This is a genomic window from Curtobacterium sp. MCLR17_034 (assembly GCF_003234485.1).
GTDB lineage: Bacteria > Actinomycetota > Actinomycetes > Actinomycetales > Microbacteriaceae > Curtobacterium > Curtobacterium flaccumfaciens.
Genome location: NZ_QKTH01000007.1, coordinates 101,495 through 115,771 on the forward strand (window position 1 = coordinate 101,495; position 14,277 = coordinate 115,771).

Genomic DNA, 14,277 nt, shown 5'->3' on the forward strand with positions numbered 1-14,277 from the left:
GCGTCACACGGCGACACCGTCGGTCACGTTCCGCAACACCACTTCGCCGCCCGGCCGAACCGTCCTAGCGTCGCCCCATGACCGTGCCCGACCGCATCACCCTCGTCACCGCGCTGCAGGGCGCCGGCTGGCACCCCGCCGCCTGGCGCGCCGCAGGCCCGGCAGCGCAGCGCCTCACGAGCCTCCGGCACTGGCGCGACGTCGTCGTCGAGCAGGACCGGCTCGGCGTCGACGCCGTCACCCTCGAGGACTCCTTCACCGCCGGCCCCACCGACCCCGACGGCGACCTCGACACGTCGACCGTCGTCGGCCGCCTCGACGCCCTCCTGGTCGCGAGCGCGGTCGCCCCCGCGACCCGCGCGATCGGTCTGGTGCCGACCGTCTCGGTCACGCACACCGAACCGTTCCACGTCGCCACGGGCCTCCAGACCCTCGACCACGTCTCGCTGGGGCGGGCCGGATGGCGGATCCAGGTGAGCCCGACGACCCGCGAGGCCGCGCTGTTCGGCCGCCGCCCCGGCGGCGACGACGCTGCCACGCTGTTCGACGAGGCCCGCGAGGCCGCCGAGGTCGTCTCCCGCCTCTGGGACAGCTGGGACGACGACGCGATCATCCGCGACGTCGCGACCGGCCGCTTCATCGACCGCGACCGCATCCACGACGCGGCGTTCTCCGGCTCGTTCGTGTCGGTGCACGGCGCGTCGATCGTGCCGCGGTCGCCGCAGGGGCGCCCGCCGGTCTTCTCGCTCGCGCACCGCTCCGACGCGGCGGCGTTCGCGGTGGACGCCGCGGACGTCGTGCTGGTCACGCCCGGCTTCGACGGCCTGGAGGATCGGGGTGCGCTGGCACTCGTCCGTGACGCCGAGCAGGCGGCCGGGTCCGACCTCCGTCGTCCCGTCCTCGCGGACCTCGCGGTGCTCATCGGGTCGTCGCCGGCAGCCGCCGCCGACGAGCTCGCCGCACTCGACGCGGCCGCCGGCGGCCAGTACGCCGTCGGCTCCGGGTCGGACACGTCCGTCCTCGCGACGACGGTGCCGGACCTGGTGGCACGGATCGCGGACCTGCGGGCCCTCGGGTACGCCGGCGTCCGGCTCCGTCCGCTGCGCATCCCGATCGACTCGACCGCCATCGCGCGGCAGCTCGTCCCGGCGCTCGTCACCGCGGGGCTCCGCGCCGACGTGGCGTCCCGTCCCACCGCCGACCTGCGCACGCGGCTCGGCATCGCGCCGGCGGTCAGCCGGTACGCGCGTCCTGCCGTCACCGGTGTCGGTTCCGTCTCCTCGGGGGTCTCAGCATGAGCGTCAAGCGTCAGGTCCACCTCGCCGCCCACTTCCCGGGCGTCAACAACACCACCGTCTGGAGCGACGACCGCGCCGAGAGCCAGATCGCGTTCTCGTCGTTCGAGCACTTCGCCCGGAACGCCGAGCGGGGGTGCTTCGACTTCCTGTTCCTCGCCGAAGGGCTGCGGCTCCGCGAGCAGAAGGGACGCATCCACGACCTCGACGTCGTCGGGCGCCCGAACACGCTCGCGATCCTGGCCGCGCTGGCCGGCGTCACCGATCACATCGGGCTCGTCGGCACGCTGCAGACGACCTTCAACGAGCCCGTCGAACTCGCGAAGCAGCTCGCCACGCTCGACCACCTGACCGACGGCCGTGCCGGCTGGAACGTCGTGACGAGCTCGGACGCGTTCCACGGCGCGAACTTCCGCCGTGGGGGATTCCTCGACCACGCCGACCGGTACACGCGAGCCGCCGAGTTCGTGGAGCTGTCGCGCGAGCTCTGGGACTCGTGGGAGTCGGACGCGATCGTGGCGAACGGGTCGGGCGCCGCCGGGACCCTGGCCGCCGGCGCCTTCGCCGACCGCTCCCGCATCCACGACGTCGACCACCACGGTCCGCAGTTCGACGTGACCGGCACGTTCCCGGTGCCGCGCAGCCCCCAGCGGCACCCCGTGATCGTGCAGGCCGGCGACTCCGACGAGGGCCGCGACCTCGCCGCCGGGCACGCCGAGGTGGTCTTCTCGCTGCACACCGAGTTCGACGACGCGCAGTCGTTCTACCGCGACGTGACCGAGCGACTCGAACGGGTCGGACGGTCGAAGGACGAGCTGCTGATCCTGCCCGGCGCGACCTTCGTGCTCGGCGACACGGCGGACGAGGCCGAGGAACGTTCCCGGGCGATCCGCCGCGCCCAGGTCAGCCCGGCGACGGCGATCGCGTTCCTCGAACAGGTGTGGAACCGCGATCTGTCGTCGTACGACGTCGACGGGCCGTTGCCCTCGATCGAGCCGGACCTGGAGGGCGCCGACATCACCCGTGGCCGCGTCCGTCACACCCGCGACGTCCCCGCGCTGGTGCAGTCGTGGCGTGACCTCGCCGCGGCCGAACACCTGTCGATCCGTGACCTGGTCATCCGCGCCTCGACCCGTGGCGGCTTCGTCGGCACGCCCGCACACATCGCCGCCGAGATCGACCGGTACGTGCAGGAGCGCGCCACCGACGGGTTCGTCGTCGTGCCGCACACCAACCCGTACGGGCTCGACGAGTTCGTCGACCGGGTCGTCCCGCTGCTGCAGGAGCGCGGCGTGTACCGCCAGTCGTACGACGAGGGTGCGACGCTCCGCCAGACGCTCGACCTGCCCGGACGGGTCCTCGACCGGCAGCGGGTGCTCGCATGAGCCGGGTCCCGCTCTCCGTCCTCGACCTCGTCCCGGTGAGCAGCGGGTCGACCCCCGCCGAGGCCCTGGCGAACACGGTCGACCTGGCCGTCGCCGCGGAACGTGCCGGGTACGCCCGCTACTGGCTCGCCGAGCACCACCTCAACCCCGGCGTGGCCGGCAGCGCACCGACCGTCGTCATCGGTGCGGTCGCCGCTGCCACCAGTTCGATCCGCGTCGGCAGCGCCGCGACACTCGTCGGCAACACCCGCGGGCTGCAGATCGCCGAGACCTTCGGCACGCTCGCCGCGCTGTACGGGCCGCGCATCGACCTCGGGCTCGGCCGCTCAGGAGCACCAGCACCGGGCGCCCCGAAGCCGCCGTCGCTCGCCCCGCGGACCGACCGGGTCGTCGACGGCCTGCTCGTCCCCGCGCCGTTCGAGTTCCGCATCGCGCCGGGCAGCAGGTTCGCGCTGCAGGGTGAACTGCTCGGCCGAGTGCCCGGGGACGTCGACCGGTTCGAGGGCGAACTCGACCTGATCCGCGGGCTGTTCGCCGGCACGTGGTCGCGGGACGATGCTGTCGTCGAGGCGCCCCCGGCCTCCGGCGCACCCGTCGAGCTGTGGATCCACGGCTCCACCGGCGGCGAGAGTGCCCGGATCGCCGGCGCGCTCGGGCTGCCGTACGGCGCGAACTACCACACGTCCCCGGGCACGGTCCTGGCTTCGGTGCAGGCCTACCGCGACGCGTTCCGCCCGGGTGTGCTCGACGCGCCGCACGTCATCGTGTCGGCCGACGTGCTCGTGGCGCCGACCGCGGCCGAGGCGGACGAGCTCGGGCTCGGGTACGCCCAGTGGGTGCACTCGATCCGCTCCGGCGTCGGGGCGATCGAGTACCCCACCCCGGACCAGGCTCGGGAGCTGCGGCTCCCCGCTGAGGCCGAGGCGTCGGTGGCGGACCGGCTCGCGACGAGGTTCGTCGGCGACCCGGCACACGTCGCGGAACGGCTCGAGACGCTCCGGCGGGTCACGGGAGCGGACGAGTTGCTCGTCACGACGATCGCGCACGACCACGACGCCCGGGTGCGCTCGTACGAGTTGCTCGCTGCCGAGTGGGCGGCGCCTGTCGTCGAGGGGGAGTCCGCTCTGGCTGCGCGATAGCTCGCTGCGTGCGCATGTTCCGACGTCCCACCTGTCGTTCGACGGGTGGGACGTCGTTCGTTGCCCACGCATCGGGTGCGCCCCGCACGCACGACACCCCCGCGACCCCAACGGCCACGGGGGTGTCACGGCACACCTCAGCTGTTGTCGAGCGGCAGACCCTCGGGGTTCACCTCGGACGTCTTCACGGCCTCGTTCGACAGGTTGTAGGCCGCGAGCCACTTCGCGTAGGTGCCGTCCTCGATGAGCTCGTTGATCGCCGCCGCGACGGGCTTCGCGATCCCGCTGCCCTGCTTCGTCGTCGCGGCGATGAGCCCCTGCAGTGACGAGCCGGCGCCGGAGTACGTGCCCGCCGTCTTCGTCGGCTTCGCGGTGCCCTTGCTCTGCGTGTTCTGGTACGCGATCGTCGGGTTCGGGCCGAAGTACGCGTCGATCTTGCCCGAGTCGAGCGCGAGCTTGATCGCGTTGCCGTCCGGGTAGTACTTGATCGTGAAGTCCTCGCCCTTCGCCCGGAGCTCCTTCTGCCACTCGAGCAGGATGTTCTCCTGGTTCGTGCCGGAACTCACGGACAGGGTCTTCCCGGCGAGCACGGACGGGTCGCCGTCGAAGCGCAGCGAGCTCGACGCCAGCACCTGGAACGCCAGGTTGTCCTGCCGGTACGAGGCGAAGTCGTACTTCTCCTTGCGCTCCTCGGTCACCGTGACGTTCGAGAACCCGGCGTCGTACTTGCCGCTGTCGATGCCGACGAACAGGTTGTCCCACGTGGCGTTCTGCACGTCCGCGCGCAGCCCGAGCTTCGCTGCGACGAGCCGTCCGAGGTCGGGCTCCGAACCGGTGATCGTCTTCTGGTCGTCACCGGTGAAGGCGAGCGGCGGGAACCCGGCGGGCAGGGCCCCCACGCCGATCGTGAGCTTGCCGGACTTCCGGACCGCGGCGGGGAGCGCGTCGTGCAGCTTCGTGTCCTCGGTGACCTCGACGGTCGTCTCCTTCGCCGCACCGTTCGAGGCGGCGCCGATGGTGACGGAGCCGTCGGGTGCGCCGCTCGTGTCGGCGGAAGCGCCCGCGGAGCACCCGGCGAGGGCGACGACGACGCCGGCTGCGAGGACGAGGAAGCCGGCGCGGTTGCGCCAGCGGGCGGGGGTGATCGTGGACATGGTTCTCCTTGGGGTGCGTGCGGGGATCGGGGGTCGGGGGTCAGCGGACGCGGGACAGGAAGTCGCGCGTGCGGGTGTGCTGCGGGTGGTCGAGCACCTGGGCCGGCGGCCCCTGCTCGACGACCCGCCCGTGGTCGAGGAACACGACGTGGTCGGCGACCTCGCGGGCGAAGGCGATCTCGTGCGTGACGATGACGAGCGTCGTGCCGGACTCGGCGAGGGACCGGATGACGCCGAGCACCTCGCCGACGAGCTCCGGGTCGAGCGCCGAGGTCGGCTCGTCGAGCAGGACCACCGACGGCTCGAGCGCCAGGGCCCGGGCGATCGCGACCCGCTGCTGCTGCCCGCCGGACAACTGCCGGGGGCGGGCCGCGCCGCGGTCGCCGAGTCCGACCCGATCGAGCAGGGTCCGTGCCCGGGCTCGGGCCGTGGCGACGGGGACCCCGGCGGCGATCGGCCCCTCGGCGACGTTCTCGAGCGCGGTGAGGTGCGGGAAAAGGTTGAAATGCTGGAACACGAACCCGATCCGGGCACGCTGCCGCAGGATGTGCCGCTCGGGCAGCTCCTTCCAGCGGGGGACCCCGTCGCGGCCGGTGCGCAGGCGGACCCCGATGGGCTCGTCGCCGACGGTGACGACCCCGCGGTCGAGCGGTTCGAGGTGGTTGATCGCCCGGAGCAGCGTGGACTTGCCGGAACCGGAGGGGCCGAGGACGACGGTCACGCTGCCGGACGGCAGCGACAGGTCGATGCCGTCGATGACGACGCTGTCCCCGAACGCCTTGACGGCTCCGTGGATCGCGATGGCGGCGCTCATCAGATGCTCCTGTCGTCGACGGTGGAAGCGGACCCGGACGCGACCGCGCGCTCGGCGGCGGCTGCCTGTGTGCGGCGACCCGCGCCTCCAGGCCGTCCCGGACCACGTCCGGTCCCGCCGCCCCGCAGCGCGCTCCGCACCCGCTGCCACGGTGTCGGCGGCAGCGCACGGACCGACCCGCGGGCCGTCCACCGCTCGACGTAGTACTGCACGATCGAGACCGCGCTGGTGAGTACGAGGTACCAGATGGTGGCGACGACGAGCAGCGGGATGATGTCGCCCGGGTACGTGCTCGACAGGTTCTGCACCACGCCGAACAGGTCGAGCAGCGACACGTAGAACAGCAGCGACGAGGCCTTCAGCAGGCCGACGACCTGGTTCACGAACGCCGGGACGATCGACCGCAGCGCCTGCGGCATGATCACCCGCAAGAACTGCCGGCGACGGGGGAGCCCGAGCGCCTGCGCGGCCTCGTGCTGGCCGTGGTCGACGGCGAGCACCCCGGCGCGGACGATCTCGGACGCGTAGGCGATCTCACTGAGGCTCAGCCCGATGACCCCGATCGCCAGGTCCCCGAGCAGGTTCGCGGTCGGCACCTCGAGCTGCGGCCCGAAGGGGATCCCGATGCCGATGGTCGGGTACAGCGACCCGAGGTTGTACAGGAAGACGAGCACCAGGATGAGCGGCACCGACCGGAACAGCCACACGTACCCCCACGCCAGCCCGGACAGCACCGGGTTGTGCGACAGCCGGGCGATGGCCACCAGGATCCCGCCGGCGAAGCTGATCACGGCGCTCAGCGCGGTGGCGGTGAGCGTCAGCTGCAGGCCGGTCAGGACCGCCGGACTGAACAGCCACTTGCCGACGGCCGGCCAGCCCCACTGCTCGTTCGTGAACAGCGTCTCGCCGAAGTTCAGCAGCACGACGAGCACGAGGGCCGCGGCGATCCACCGCAGCGGGTGCCGCAACGGCACGACGGAACGGTCGAGTGCGGCGTGTCCGGCAGCGTCGATGGTCGCGGTCTCCGGCCTGGAGGCGCGGCTCGCCCCGGTCGTCCGGCCCGCGTCGTCGACGCTGGTCGCCTCCCACTGCGGGGCCCTGGTGGTGTCGGTCATGTCGCGACCGTAGGAGGCCCGGGCGGCGCCGACAACGCCTCGCGCAACACCCCGCCACGCGGCGCAACACCCGGCCATCCGGCGCAACGCGGCGTCACAGAACGGTGTCCTGCGTGACGTTCCGTGACGGCCGACGGAGCGCTACCGTTGCGCCATGACAGCGCATCGTGTGACCGCCCCGGTGCCCCCGGCGGACGGCACCAAGGTGAAGGGTCCGGCGTCGTACTTCCCGAGCATCGAGGCGACGTACGGGCGCCCGGTGCAGGAGTGGCTCGACCTGGTCGCCGACCGGCTCGACGACCACCAGCACATGGAGGTCGTCGGGTGGCTCAAGGCCGAGCACGGCCTCGGGCACGGGCACGCGAACGCCCTGGTCGCCTACGTGAAGCACGCGCTGGCCTCCTGAGCGGTCGCGTCGCTCGCTTGTGGTGCGGCGGGTGTCGGTCGCAGTGCGTGGTGCGGCGGGTGTCGGTGGCGTCGGTCGCGCTGCTGGCCGCGTGGTGCGGCGGGTGTCGGTGGTCGTTCCTAGCGTGGGGGCGTGGCCGAACCCGTCGATGCGTGGTGGCGCCGCCGACAGTGGTCGCGCGGCGAAGCGGTGCCGTACGCCGTCGGACAGTTCCGCGCCGACTGGGCTCCGTACCCGGTGCTCATCCGGCAGTACCACCCCGACTGGAACCACGGCGTCGTCCTGACCCAGGTCCCCCCGGCGGCCGAGGTCCTGCTCACCTGGGAGTGCGACGTCGGGCACGTCTTCGTCGCGACCCCGTCAGAACAGCGGTCCCGCCCGGGCCGTGAACGTCGGCGATCCGTCTGGTGCCCCGAGTGCGCGGTGCAGGCCCAGCCGCAGCGGTGGCCGGTGCTGCCGTCGGACTGGCCGCAGGCCGTGCCCGTGCCGCAGCGGGTCGTCCGGAGTGCCGGACGACAGACCCTGCCCGCCGCTCCGGTGCGCGGGGTCCCGGCCGGAGCCGTCGCGTCGAGCCGATCCCGGTCCCGTCGGCCCGTCGCCGGGTCCGCCAGCGCGGCCGGCTCGGCAGGGGCGGCCCGTGGTGCACCACGGCGGACTGCTCAGTCCGTTCCCCGCACGATCTGCCCGAAGACCCCGCGGCTGCCGTCGGGTGAGTCGTTCACGAGCGTCTGCGCCCCGGCGACGGCGTCGGCGGTCGAGGCCGAACTCCGGGGCATGCTGTCCGAGCGGTTCGCGTTCACCTACGACCACTCCGCCATCCGACTCGACCGCCCGTTCTTCGACCACGTCGAGGCCTGGCCGGACATCATCCTGCCCGAGCTCCGCGTCGCCATCGAGTACGACTCCACCGGTCGTCACGGCCTCGAGCACGTCGGCCCGCGGCAGGAGACCGACCGGAAGAAGGACCGCGCCGTCCGCGCCGTGGGGTGGGAGGTCGTCCGCATCCGCACCGGGCGGCTCCCCGCGCTCGGCCCGTACGACCTCCAGGTCTCGGGGATCTCCGGCCGGACCGTCGACCGGTTGGCGGACACCCTGCGCGAGCTCCGGGGCGCGCTGTTCGTCGACGCGTACGCCCGGTGACGCCGTCGATCGGGGTACACGCACGACCCGGCGGGGTACGGCCCGGCTGGGAGCGGTCGCGAGCGACGGGTAGGTATACATGGTGACCACCGTCTTCTGTCTCCACGCCCTCGGAGCGAGTTCCGAGGAGTTCGCGCTGCTGCGCGCCGAACTCCTCGGCGACCTCGACCTGATCGGCATCGACCTGCCCGGCTTCGGCCGCAGCCCGGCGTCGTCCGGCACCACCGTCGAGGAGATGGCCGTCCTGGTGGAACGCGCGATCGGGGCGAGCGGCTCGACGGAGTGGATGCTCCTCGGGCACTCGATGGGCGGCAAGGTCGCCACGGTGGTGGCCGACCGCACGATCTCCGGCGCGAACGGCCTGTTCGGGCTGCGAGCCGTGGTGCTCCTCGCCGCGTCCCCGCTCGCTCCCGAGCCGATGGACGACGACCGCCGCTGGACGATGCTCTCGTGGGCTGCCGGTGGCCCGATCGGCACCGAGGACGCCGAGGAGTTCGTCGCCGCCAACACCGCCGCACCCCTGGCGCCCGCGCGCCACAGCGCGGCGGTGCAGGACGTCGAGCGGACCGACCCCGCCGCCTGGACGGACTGGCTCTCCCGCGGCAGCCGCGAGGACTGGTCGGACGGCGCACCGAACCCCGTGCCCGCCCTGGTGCTCGCCGGTGCCGAGGACGGCGACCTCGATGCCGACGCCCAGCGTCGCCTGACCCTGCCGCACTGGCCGAACAGCGAGCTCCACGTCGTCGACGGCGCCGCCCACCTGCTGCCGTGGGAACAGCCCGAGGCCGTGGCCGAGCGCATCCGCGACTTCTGGCAGCGCCGGGTCACGGGGTCGCCGGTCGTCCCCGTGGAGCACGCCCGCGTGATCGCCTCGCCGCGGGTCAGCGCCCGGACCCGCGGCCTGCTCGCCGAGCGCGCGCTGCCCGACGACCCGGCGGCCGCACCCCACGCGCTGACGCCGACGCAGTTGGACACCCTGCGCGCCGTCGCACGGATCGTCGTCCCGCAGCCCGGCAGCGACCAGGTCGACCTGGCGCTGCGGGTCGACGCGCAGCTGGCCGCGGGGCTCGGCGACGGCTGGCGGCCGGACGGCCTGCCGGTGGACGCCGAGGCCTACCGTGCCGCGCTCGACGTGCTCGCTGCACCAGCCCGCGACGGCGTGCTCGACCAGGCCCTCGAGTCCGTGGCTGTCGGGCGGTACCGCGCCGACGGCGACCTCGACGCCGAGCAGCTGCGCGCGTGGTTCGAGGACGCCAGCGTCGACCTCGTGAAGCACTGGCTCGCACACCCCGCCACCATGGCCGCCATCGACTTCGACGGCTACGCGAACGGCGGCGACGGCGTCCGCAAGCAGGGCTTCCAGCTGCTCGCGGCGGGCGAGCGCGAGGCCTGGGAACCCGAGGCCCCCGCCGGCACCGCCACGACGATCGACACCGCACCGACGACCGGAGCTGCACGATGAGACTCGACGGACAACGCACGTACGGCACGGACGACGTCGTCGACGTGGTGGTGGTCGGCACCGGGGCCGGGGGAGCACCGCTCCTCGCATCGCTGGCCCGCCGTGGCCTGACGGTCGTCGCGCTCGAGGCCGGCCGCAACACCGAGCCCGGCGACCACGTGCCGGACGAGGTCGCCGCCCCCGGTGACATCAACTGGATGGACGAGCGGCTGAGCGGCGGCGGAGCCCCGACGGCCTTCGGCCCCAACAACAGCGGCACGGGCGTCGGTGGCTCCACGCTGCACTGGGGTGCGTTCACCCCGCGGCCGAGCGAGCACGACCTGCGCCTGCGGACCGAGAGCGGCGCGGGGCAGGACTGGCCCATCAGCCACGCCGAACTCACCGGCTGGATCGAGCAGGTCGAGCACGACGTCGGCGTCGCCGGCCCCGAGCACTACCCGTGGGACCCGTCCCGCCGCTACCGGATGCGCCCGCCGGCCCGGAACGCCTCGTCGGACATGATGATGCGCGGCACCGCGGCCGCCGGGATCACCGCGACCGACGCCCCGGTCGGCCTGACGACCGAGGACCGGCACCAGGAGCACCACGGGCTGCGCCAGGCCTGCGTGTCCTGCGGCTCGTGCCACCAGGGCTGCCGCAACGGCTCGAAGGTGTCGATGGACACGACCTACCTGCCCGCCGCGGTGGCGTTCGGTGCCGAGATCCGTCCGGAGTCCTTCGTGCACGGCATCGAGCTCGACGCGGCGGGACGGGTCGAGGCGGTCCTGTACACCGCCGAAGGGCGCGAGCACCGCCAGCGCTGCCGGACCCTCGTCCTCGCCGCGGGTGGTGTCGAGACGCCGCGACTGCTGCTGCACACGGGTGTCGCGAACGGCAGCGGGCAGGTCGGCCGGAACTTCACCGCGCACGGAGCCACCCAGGTGTGGGCGCGGTTCGACGAGTCGATGCGCTCGTACCGCGGGTACCCGTCGTCGATCATCACCGAGGACTTCGTCCGACCGGCGGACGCCGACTTCGCCGGCGGCTACCTCATCCAGAGCCTGGGCGTGCAGCCGCAGACCTTCGCGACCTCGCTGGTCCGGGGCGGCGGACTCCGCGGTGCCGAGCTCGTCCGGGCGCTGCAGGACTACCCGTTCTCGGCCGGCGTCGGCATCAACGCCGAGTGCCTGCCGTACGACGACAACCGCCTCGAGCTGAGCGACGAACTCGACGAGCACGGTGTCCCGCGTGCTCGGGTGTCCTTCACCCCGGGGTCGAACGAGGAAGCGATCCGCCGCCACGCGGTCCGCACGATGATGACCATCGTCGAGGCCGCTGGCGGCCAGGACGTCCGGGTGCTCGAACGCACGGCGCACACCATCGGCACCGCGCGGATGGGCACGGACCGCGAGACCTCCGTCGTCGACCAGGACGGCCGCTCGTGGGACGTCCCGAACCTGTGGATCGCCGACAACTCGGTGTTCCCGAGCGCGGTCATCGCGAACCCGGCGCTGACGATCATGGCGCTCTCGCTCCGCACCGCCGACCGCATGCTGCAGGCCGCCTGAGCAAGCGCCCCGACGGCTGAGCAGGCGCCCCGCCTGCTCGGTCGTGCGTCAGCCCCGCAGCGCGAGCGCCTCGCTCGTCCACCGGGCGTGCAGGTCCCACGGGTCGTCGACCCCGGCAGCGACGGTGTCCACGTGGGCCAGGAGTTCCGGCGTGACCCGGAACCACTCGGTACCCGGGTACCGGCTGGCGGCGAACGTGGCGTGCCGTCGGCGTTCGAGGGTCCGGTCACCGCGCTCGAACGCCAGCAAGTCCTGGTGCGGGATCGCCGCGAGCCGCTGCCGGGGGTTCATCGTCGTGCCGATCTTGATGCGGTCGCCGAAGTCGTCGCGCATCCGCAGGTAGTAGACGACGTCGACCCGAGGGGGAGCGAGGTCGCCGTCCGGCACGTCACCCCACCGCCACTCGCACCGGGCACACACCATCCCCGAGGGGTACCGCACCCCGATCCGCGAACCGCACGCCGGGCACGGGCCGGGCAGTGCGTCCTCGATGCCCGGGTGTTCGGCCGCGAGGTCGGCGACGAACGCGACGTGCGCGCCGCACAGGGGGACGCCCGCGAGCCCGTCCGCGAGCACGCGTGCGCAACCCGGCACGCAGCACGAGGAGGTGACCATGCGCCGAACGTTAGCCCGACCCACCGACGTGCCCCGGCCTCCCGGCCGCTGCGCGCGCTGGGCGTGCCGGGCGTCCCTGGTCGAACCGGGCGTCCCTGGTCGAATCGGGTGTACCTGGTCCGTTCTTCCGACCAGGTACGACCGATCCCACCAGCCATCGCGAGCGTTCTGGGAAGGAACGGGCATACCTGCGACAACCGGCCGCCCCGGCCGCCGGGTGTACCGACCAAGAACGGGCGTGCCGGGCGTACCTGGTCGAATCGGGCGTACCTGGTGCGTTCTTCCGACCAGGTACGCCCGTTCCCACCAGCCATCGCGCCCACCATGGGAAGGAACGGGCACGCAGGCCGCCGTCAGTCCGTGAAGATCACCCCGACGGGCTCGCGCTTCTCCTCCTGGAACTCGTCCTCACCGCGACCGAGCGCCCAGTACGCCGACAACGACATCTCGCGCTTCTCCAGCCCCCAGTCGTCCTGCAGCAGACGACGGATCGCCTTCATCGCGGTCCGCTCGCCGTGCGCGAAGACCTGGACCGGCCGGGAGGCACGCGGCAGCCCGCGGGCCGTCTCCAGCAGGAGCGTGCCCGGCTGGGCGCCGGTGGCGTCCCGGTGCAGCCACCGCAGGTCGACCCCGACCGGGTGCCGGAGGTCCTGCTCATCAGCGGGCCCGGCCACCTCGAGCAGGGCGACCCCGGTGGCGGAGTCGGGCATCGACTCGAGTGCGGCGCCGATCGCGGGCAGGGCGCTGTCGTCACCGAGCAGCACGTGCGTGACCGCCGGGTCCGTGGTGGGCGCGTAGCCACCACCGGGTCCGGACAGGGCGAGTCGATCGCCCGGCTGCGCGGACGCTGCCCAGGGACCGGCGAGGCCATCGTCGCCGTGGACGACGAAGTCGATCGCGATGGTCCGCGTGGTGTGGTCGACCGCGCGCACCGTGTAGGTGCGGCGGGCGGGGCGGTCGTGCTTCGGCAGGGTCTCGCGCAGGGCCTCGAGGTCGTACGGCGGCACCAGTCCGAGCGACGGCTTCGCGAGCAGGAGCTTGACGTACTTGTCGGTCGAGCCGAGTCGGTCGGGGTCGGCCTGGGCGACGAAGTCCTCGAAGGCCGAGCCGCCCAGGTGCACGCGCACCATGTGGGGCGAGAGCCGTTCGGTGCGGTCGACGACGAAGACGTGCTGGGGGCGTTTGGGTTTCGAGCTCATCGTGGGGGAGCTTCCTCTCGCGGGTTCGGCGTCACCTGGGTGATCCCTGCTTGACGCGCGCATCACTAAGGTTAGCCTTACCTCATGGACTCGACCGTCATCCCGTTCTCCGAGCTGCTGCGGCGTCGCACGCGGCGCTCGCACGGTGCCTCGGCCACGAGCGGCTTCATGCAGGACCTGCTCGGCGGCGACTGCGACGTCGCCGACTACGCGGACCTGCTCGGACAGTACGCCTTCGTGTACGACGCACTCGAGCGGGCGGCGGAACGCATGGCCGACCACCCCGTGGCGGCGCCGTTCGTCACCGCGCAGCTCACCCGGATGCCGGCGATCCGTGCCGACCTCGAGTACCTGATCGGCCCGGACTGGTCCGAGCTGGTGTGTCCGCTGCCCGCGACGACCGCGTACGTGCGACGCCTCAACGAGGTCGCGGCGGAGTGGCCCGGCGGCTTCGTGGCGCACCACTACACGCGGTACCTCGGCGACGTGTCCGGCGGGCACGTGATCGGGCAGGTGCTGGCCGAGCGGTTCGGGTTCGACACGAACGGTGTCCTCTTCTACATCTTCGACCAGGTCGCCGACCCGAGCGACTTCGAGCACACCTACCGGGCCCAGCTCGACGCCGCGCCCTGGACGGCTGATGAGCAGGAGCGGGTGATCGCCGAGGTCGAGCTCGCCTACGAGCTGAACCGAGGGCTGCTCGCCGGCCTCGATGCCCGCCGTGCGCCGTTCCGTCAGGAGCCGGGGGACACGACGGTTGCCGCCGTCACGGCCTGACCACACAGCGAGTGTCGTCGAGGCAGGCCAGCGCGGACCCTGCCCCGCGTCCGTCCGGACCCTGCCCCGCGTCCGTCCGGACCCTGCCCCGCGTCCGTCCGGACCCTGCCCCGCGTCCGTCCGGACCCTGCTCCGCGTCCGTCCGGACCCTGCTCCGCGTCCGTCCGGACCCCGCCCCGCGTCCGTCCGGACGGTCGACGTCATGCGCCCCCGGGTGCCGATACGCTGC

Annotated in this window: 13 protein-coding genes; 8 read left to right on the forward strand and 5 right to left on the reverse strand. The window is 73.0% G+C overall.

Going from position 1 to position 14,277, the window contains the following annotated elements; translation table 11 throughout:
- Positions 1 to 77 precede the first annotated feature (77 nt).
- From DEI98_RS09520 to DEI98_RS09530, 3 genes are read left to right on the forward strand one after another with little or no spacing between them, the layout of a single operon-like run.
- Positions 78 to 1,298: an LLM class flavin-dependent oxidoreductase gene (locus tag DEI98_RS09520; RefSeq protein ID WP_111100606.1), complete on the forward strand. Its 1,221-nt coding sequence runs from the start codon at positions 78 to 80 to the stop codon at positions 1,296 to 1,298.
- Positions 1,295 to 2,680: an NtaA/DmoA family FMN-dependent monooxygenase gene (locus tag DEI98_RS09525; RefSeq protein ID WP_110863882.1), complete on the forward strand. Its 1,386-nt coding sequence runs from the start codon at positions 1,295 to 1,297 to the stop codon at positions 2,678 to 2,680. Before DEI98_RS09520 ends, DEI98_RS09525 begins: the two co-directional genes overlap by 4 nt.
- Positions 2,677 to 3,819 (forward strand): LLM class flavin-dependent oxidoreductase, encoded by a 1,143-nt coding sequence (locus DEI98_RS09530; RefSeq protein ID WP_111100607.1) that lies wholly within the window; start codon positions 2,677 to 2,679, stop codon positions 3,817 to 3,819. The genes DEI98_RS09525 and DEI98_RS09530 overlap by 4 nt, the downstream gene beginning before the upstream one ends.
- Before the next feature lie 137 nt (positions 3,820 to 3,956).
- Here DEI98_RS09530 and DEI98_RS09535 read toward each other — a convergent pair whose 3' ends face one another.
- The 3 genes from DEI98_RS09535 to DEI98_RS09545 are packed head-to-tail and all read right to left on the reverse strand — an operon-like array spanning position 3,957 to position 6,902.
- Positions 3,957 to 4,973: a transporter substrate-binding domain-containing protein gene (locus DEI98_RS09535; protein ID WP_111100608.1), complete on the reverse strand. Its 1,017-nt coding sequence runs from the start codon at positions 4,971 to 4,973 to the stop codon at positions 3,957 to 3,959.
- 40 nt (positions 4,974 to 5,013) lie between these two features.
- Entirely contained in the window at positions 5,014 to 5,787 is a 774-nt protein-coding gene (locus DEI98_RS09540; protein WP_111100609.1) for an amino acid ABC transporter ATP-binding protein, read from the reverse strand.
- On the reverse strand, positions 5,787 to 6,902 hold the full coding sequence (locus tag DEI98_RS09545; RefSeq protein WP_110863878.1) for an amino acid ABC transporter permease: 1,116 nt from the start codon (positions 6,900 to 6,902) through the stop codon (positions 5,787 to 5,789). Before DEI98_RS09545 ends, DEI98_RS09540 begins: the two co-directional genes overlap by 1 nt.
- Positions 6,903 to 7,056: 154 nt before the next feature.
- On the opposite strand from DEI98_RS09545, the gene DEI98_RS09550 reads away from it, so the two are divergent.
- The 4 genes from DEI98_RS09550 (at position 7,057) to DEI98_RS09565 (ending at position 11,457) form a co-directional block, all read left to right on the forward strand.
- Positions 7,057 to 7,308 (forward strand): DUF4287 domain-containing protein, encoded by a 252-nt coding sequence (locus DEI98_RS09550; protein ID WP_071405261.1) that lies wholly within the window; start codon positions 7,057 to 7,059, stop codon positions 7,306 to 7,308.
- A 132-nt stretch (positions 7,309 to 7,440) separates the two neighbouring features.
- Complete coding sequence (locus DEI98_RS09555; protein WP_111100610.1) at positions 7,441 to 8,448, forward strand: hypothetical protein; 1,008 nt, start codon at positions 7,441 to 7,443, stop codon at positions 8,446 to 8,448.
- Between the two features lie 82 nt (positions 8,449 to 8,530).
- Entirely contained in the window at positions 8,531 to 9,910 is a 1,380-nt protein-coding gene (locus DEI98_RS09560) for an alpha/beta fold hydrolase (RefSeq protein WP_181438000.1), read from the forward strand.
- Positions 9,907 to 11,457, forward strand: coding sequence for a GMC family oxidoreductase (locus DEI98_RS09565; RefSeq protein ID WP_111100612.1), 1,551 nt, complete (start codon positions 9,907 to 9,909; stop codon positions 11,455 to 11,457). Before DEI98_RS09560 ends, DEI98_RS09565 begins: the two co-directional genes overlap by 4 nt.
- A gap of 48 nt (positions 11,458 to 11,505) precedes the next feature.
- On the opposite strand, the gene DEI98_RS09570 is transcribed toward DEI98_RS09565, so the two are convergent.
- Entirely contained in the window at positions 11,506 to 12,072 is a 567-nt protein-coding gene (locus tag DEI98_RS09570) for a GIY-YIG nuclease family protein (RefSeq protein WP_111100613.1), read from the reverse strand.
- 353 nt (positions 12,073 to 12,425) lie between these two features.
- A complete protein-coding gene (locus DEI98_RS09575; RefSeq protein ID WP_111100614.1) occupies positions 12,426 to 13,271 on the reverse strand; it encodes a siderophore-interacting protein in 846 nt (281 codons plus the stop codon).
- An 84-nt stretch (positions 13,272 to 13,355) separates the two neighbouring features.
- Between DEI98_RS09575 and DEI98_RS09580 the strand changes: the two genes are divergently transcribed.
- A complete protein-coding gene (locus DEI98_RS09580) occupies positions 13,356 to 14,048 on the forward strand; it encodes a heme oxygenase (biliverdin-producing) (RefSeq protein WP_111100615.1) in 693 nt (230 codons plus the stop codon).
- The last annotated feature ends 229 nt before the right edge of the window (positions 14,049 to 14,277 follow it).

What these genes read in the sequence shown, in the direction of transcription:
- DEI98_RS09520 (WP_111100606.1), top strand. Translation starts at nt 78, where the DNA reads ATGACCGTGCCCGACCGCATCACCCTCGTCACCGCGCTGCAGGGCGCC.
- DEI98_RS09525 (WP_110863882.1), top strand. Translation starts at nt 1,295, where the DNA reads ATGAGCGTCAAGCGTCAGGTCCACCTCGCCGCCCACTTCCCGGGCGTC.
- DEI98_RS09530 (WP_111100607.1), top strand. Translation starts at nt 2,677, where the DNA reads ATGAGCCGGGTCCCGCTCTCCGTCCTCGACCTCGTCCCGGTGAGCAGC.
- DEI98_RS09535 (WP_111100608.1), bottom strand. Translation starts at nt 4,973, where the DNA reads ATGTCCACGATCACCCCCGCCCGCTGGCGCAACCGCGCCGGCTTCCTC.
- DEI98_RS09540 (WP_111100609.1), bottom strand. Translation starts at nt 5,787, where the DNA reads ATGAGCGCCGCCATCGCGATCCACGGAGCCGTCAAGGCGTTCGGGGAC.
- DEI98_RS09545 (WP_110863878.1), bottom strand. Translation starts at nt 6,902, where the DNA reads ATGACCGACACCACCAGGGCCCCGCAGTGGGAGGCGACCAGCGTCGAC.
- DEI98_RS09550 (WP_071405261.1), top strand. Translation starts at nt 7,057, where the DNA reads ATGACAGCGCATCGTGTGACCGCCCCGGTGCCCCCGGCGGACGGCACC.
- DEI98_RS09565 (WP_111100612.1), top strand. Translation starts at nt 9,907, where the DNA reads ATGAGACTCGACGGACAACGCACGTACGGCACGGACGACGTCGTCGAC.
- DEI98_RS09570 (WP_111100613.1), bottom strand. Translation starts at nt 12,072, where the DNA reads ATGGTCACCTCCTCGTGCTGCGTGCCGGGTTGCGCACGCGTGCTCGCG.
- DEI98_RS09575 (WP_111100614.1), bottom strand. Translation starts at nt 13,271, where the DNA reads ATGAGCTCGAAACCCAAACGCCCCCAGCACGTCTTCGTCGTCGACCGC.
- DEI98_RS09580 (WP_111100615.1), top strand. Translation starts at nt 13,356, where the DNA reads ATGGACTCGACCGTCATCCCGTTCTCCGAGCTGCTGCGGCGTCGCACG.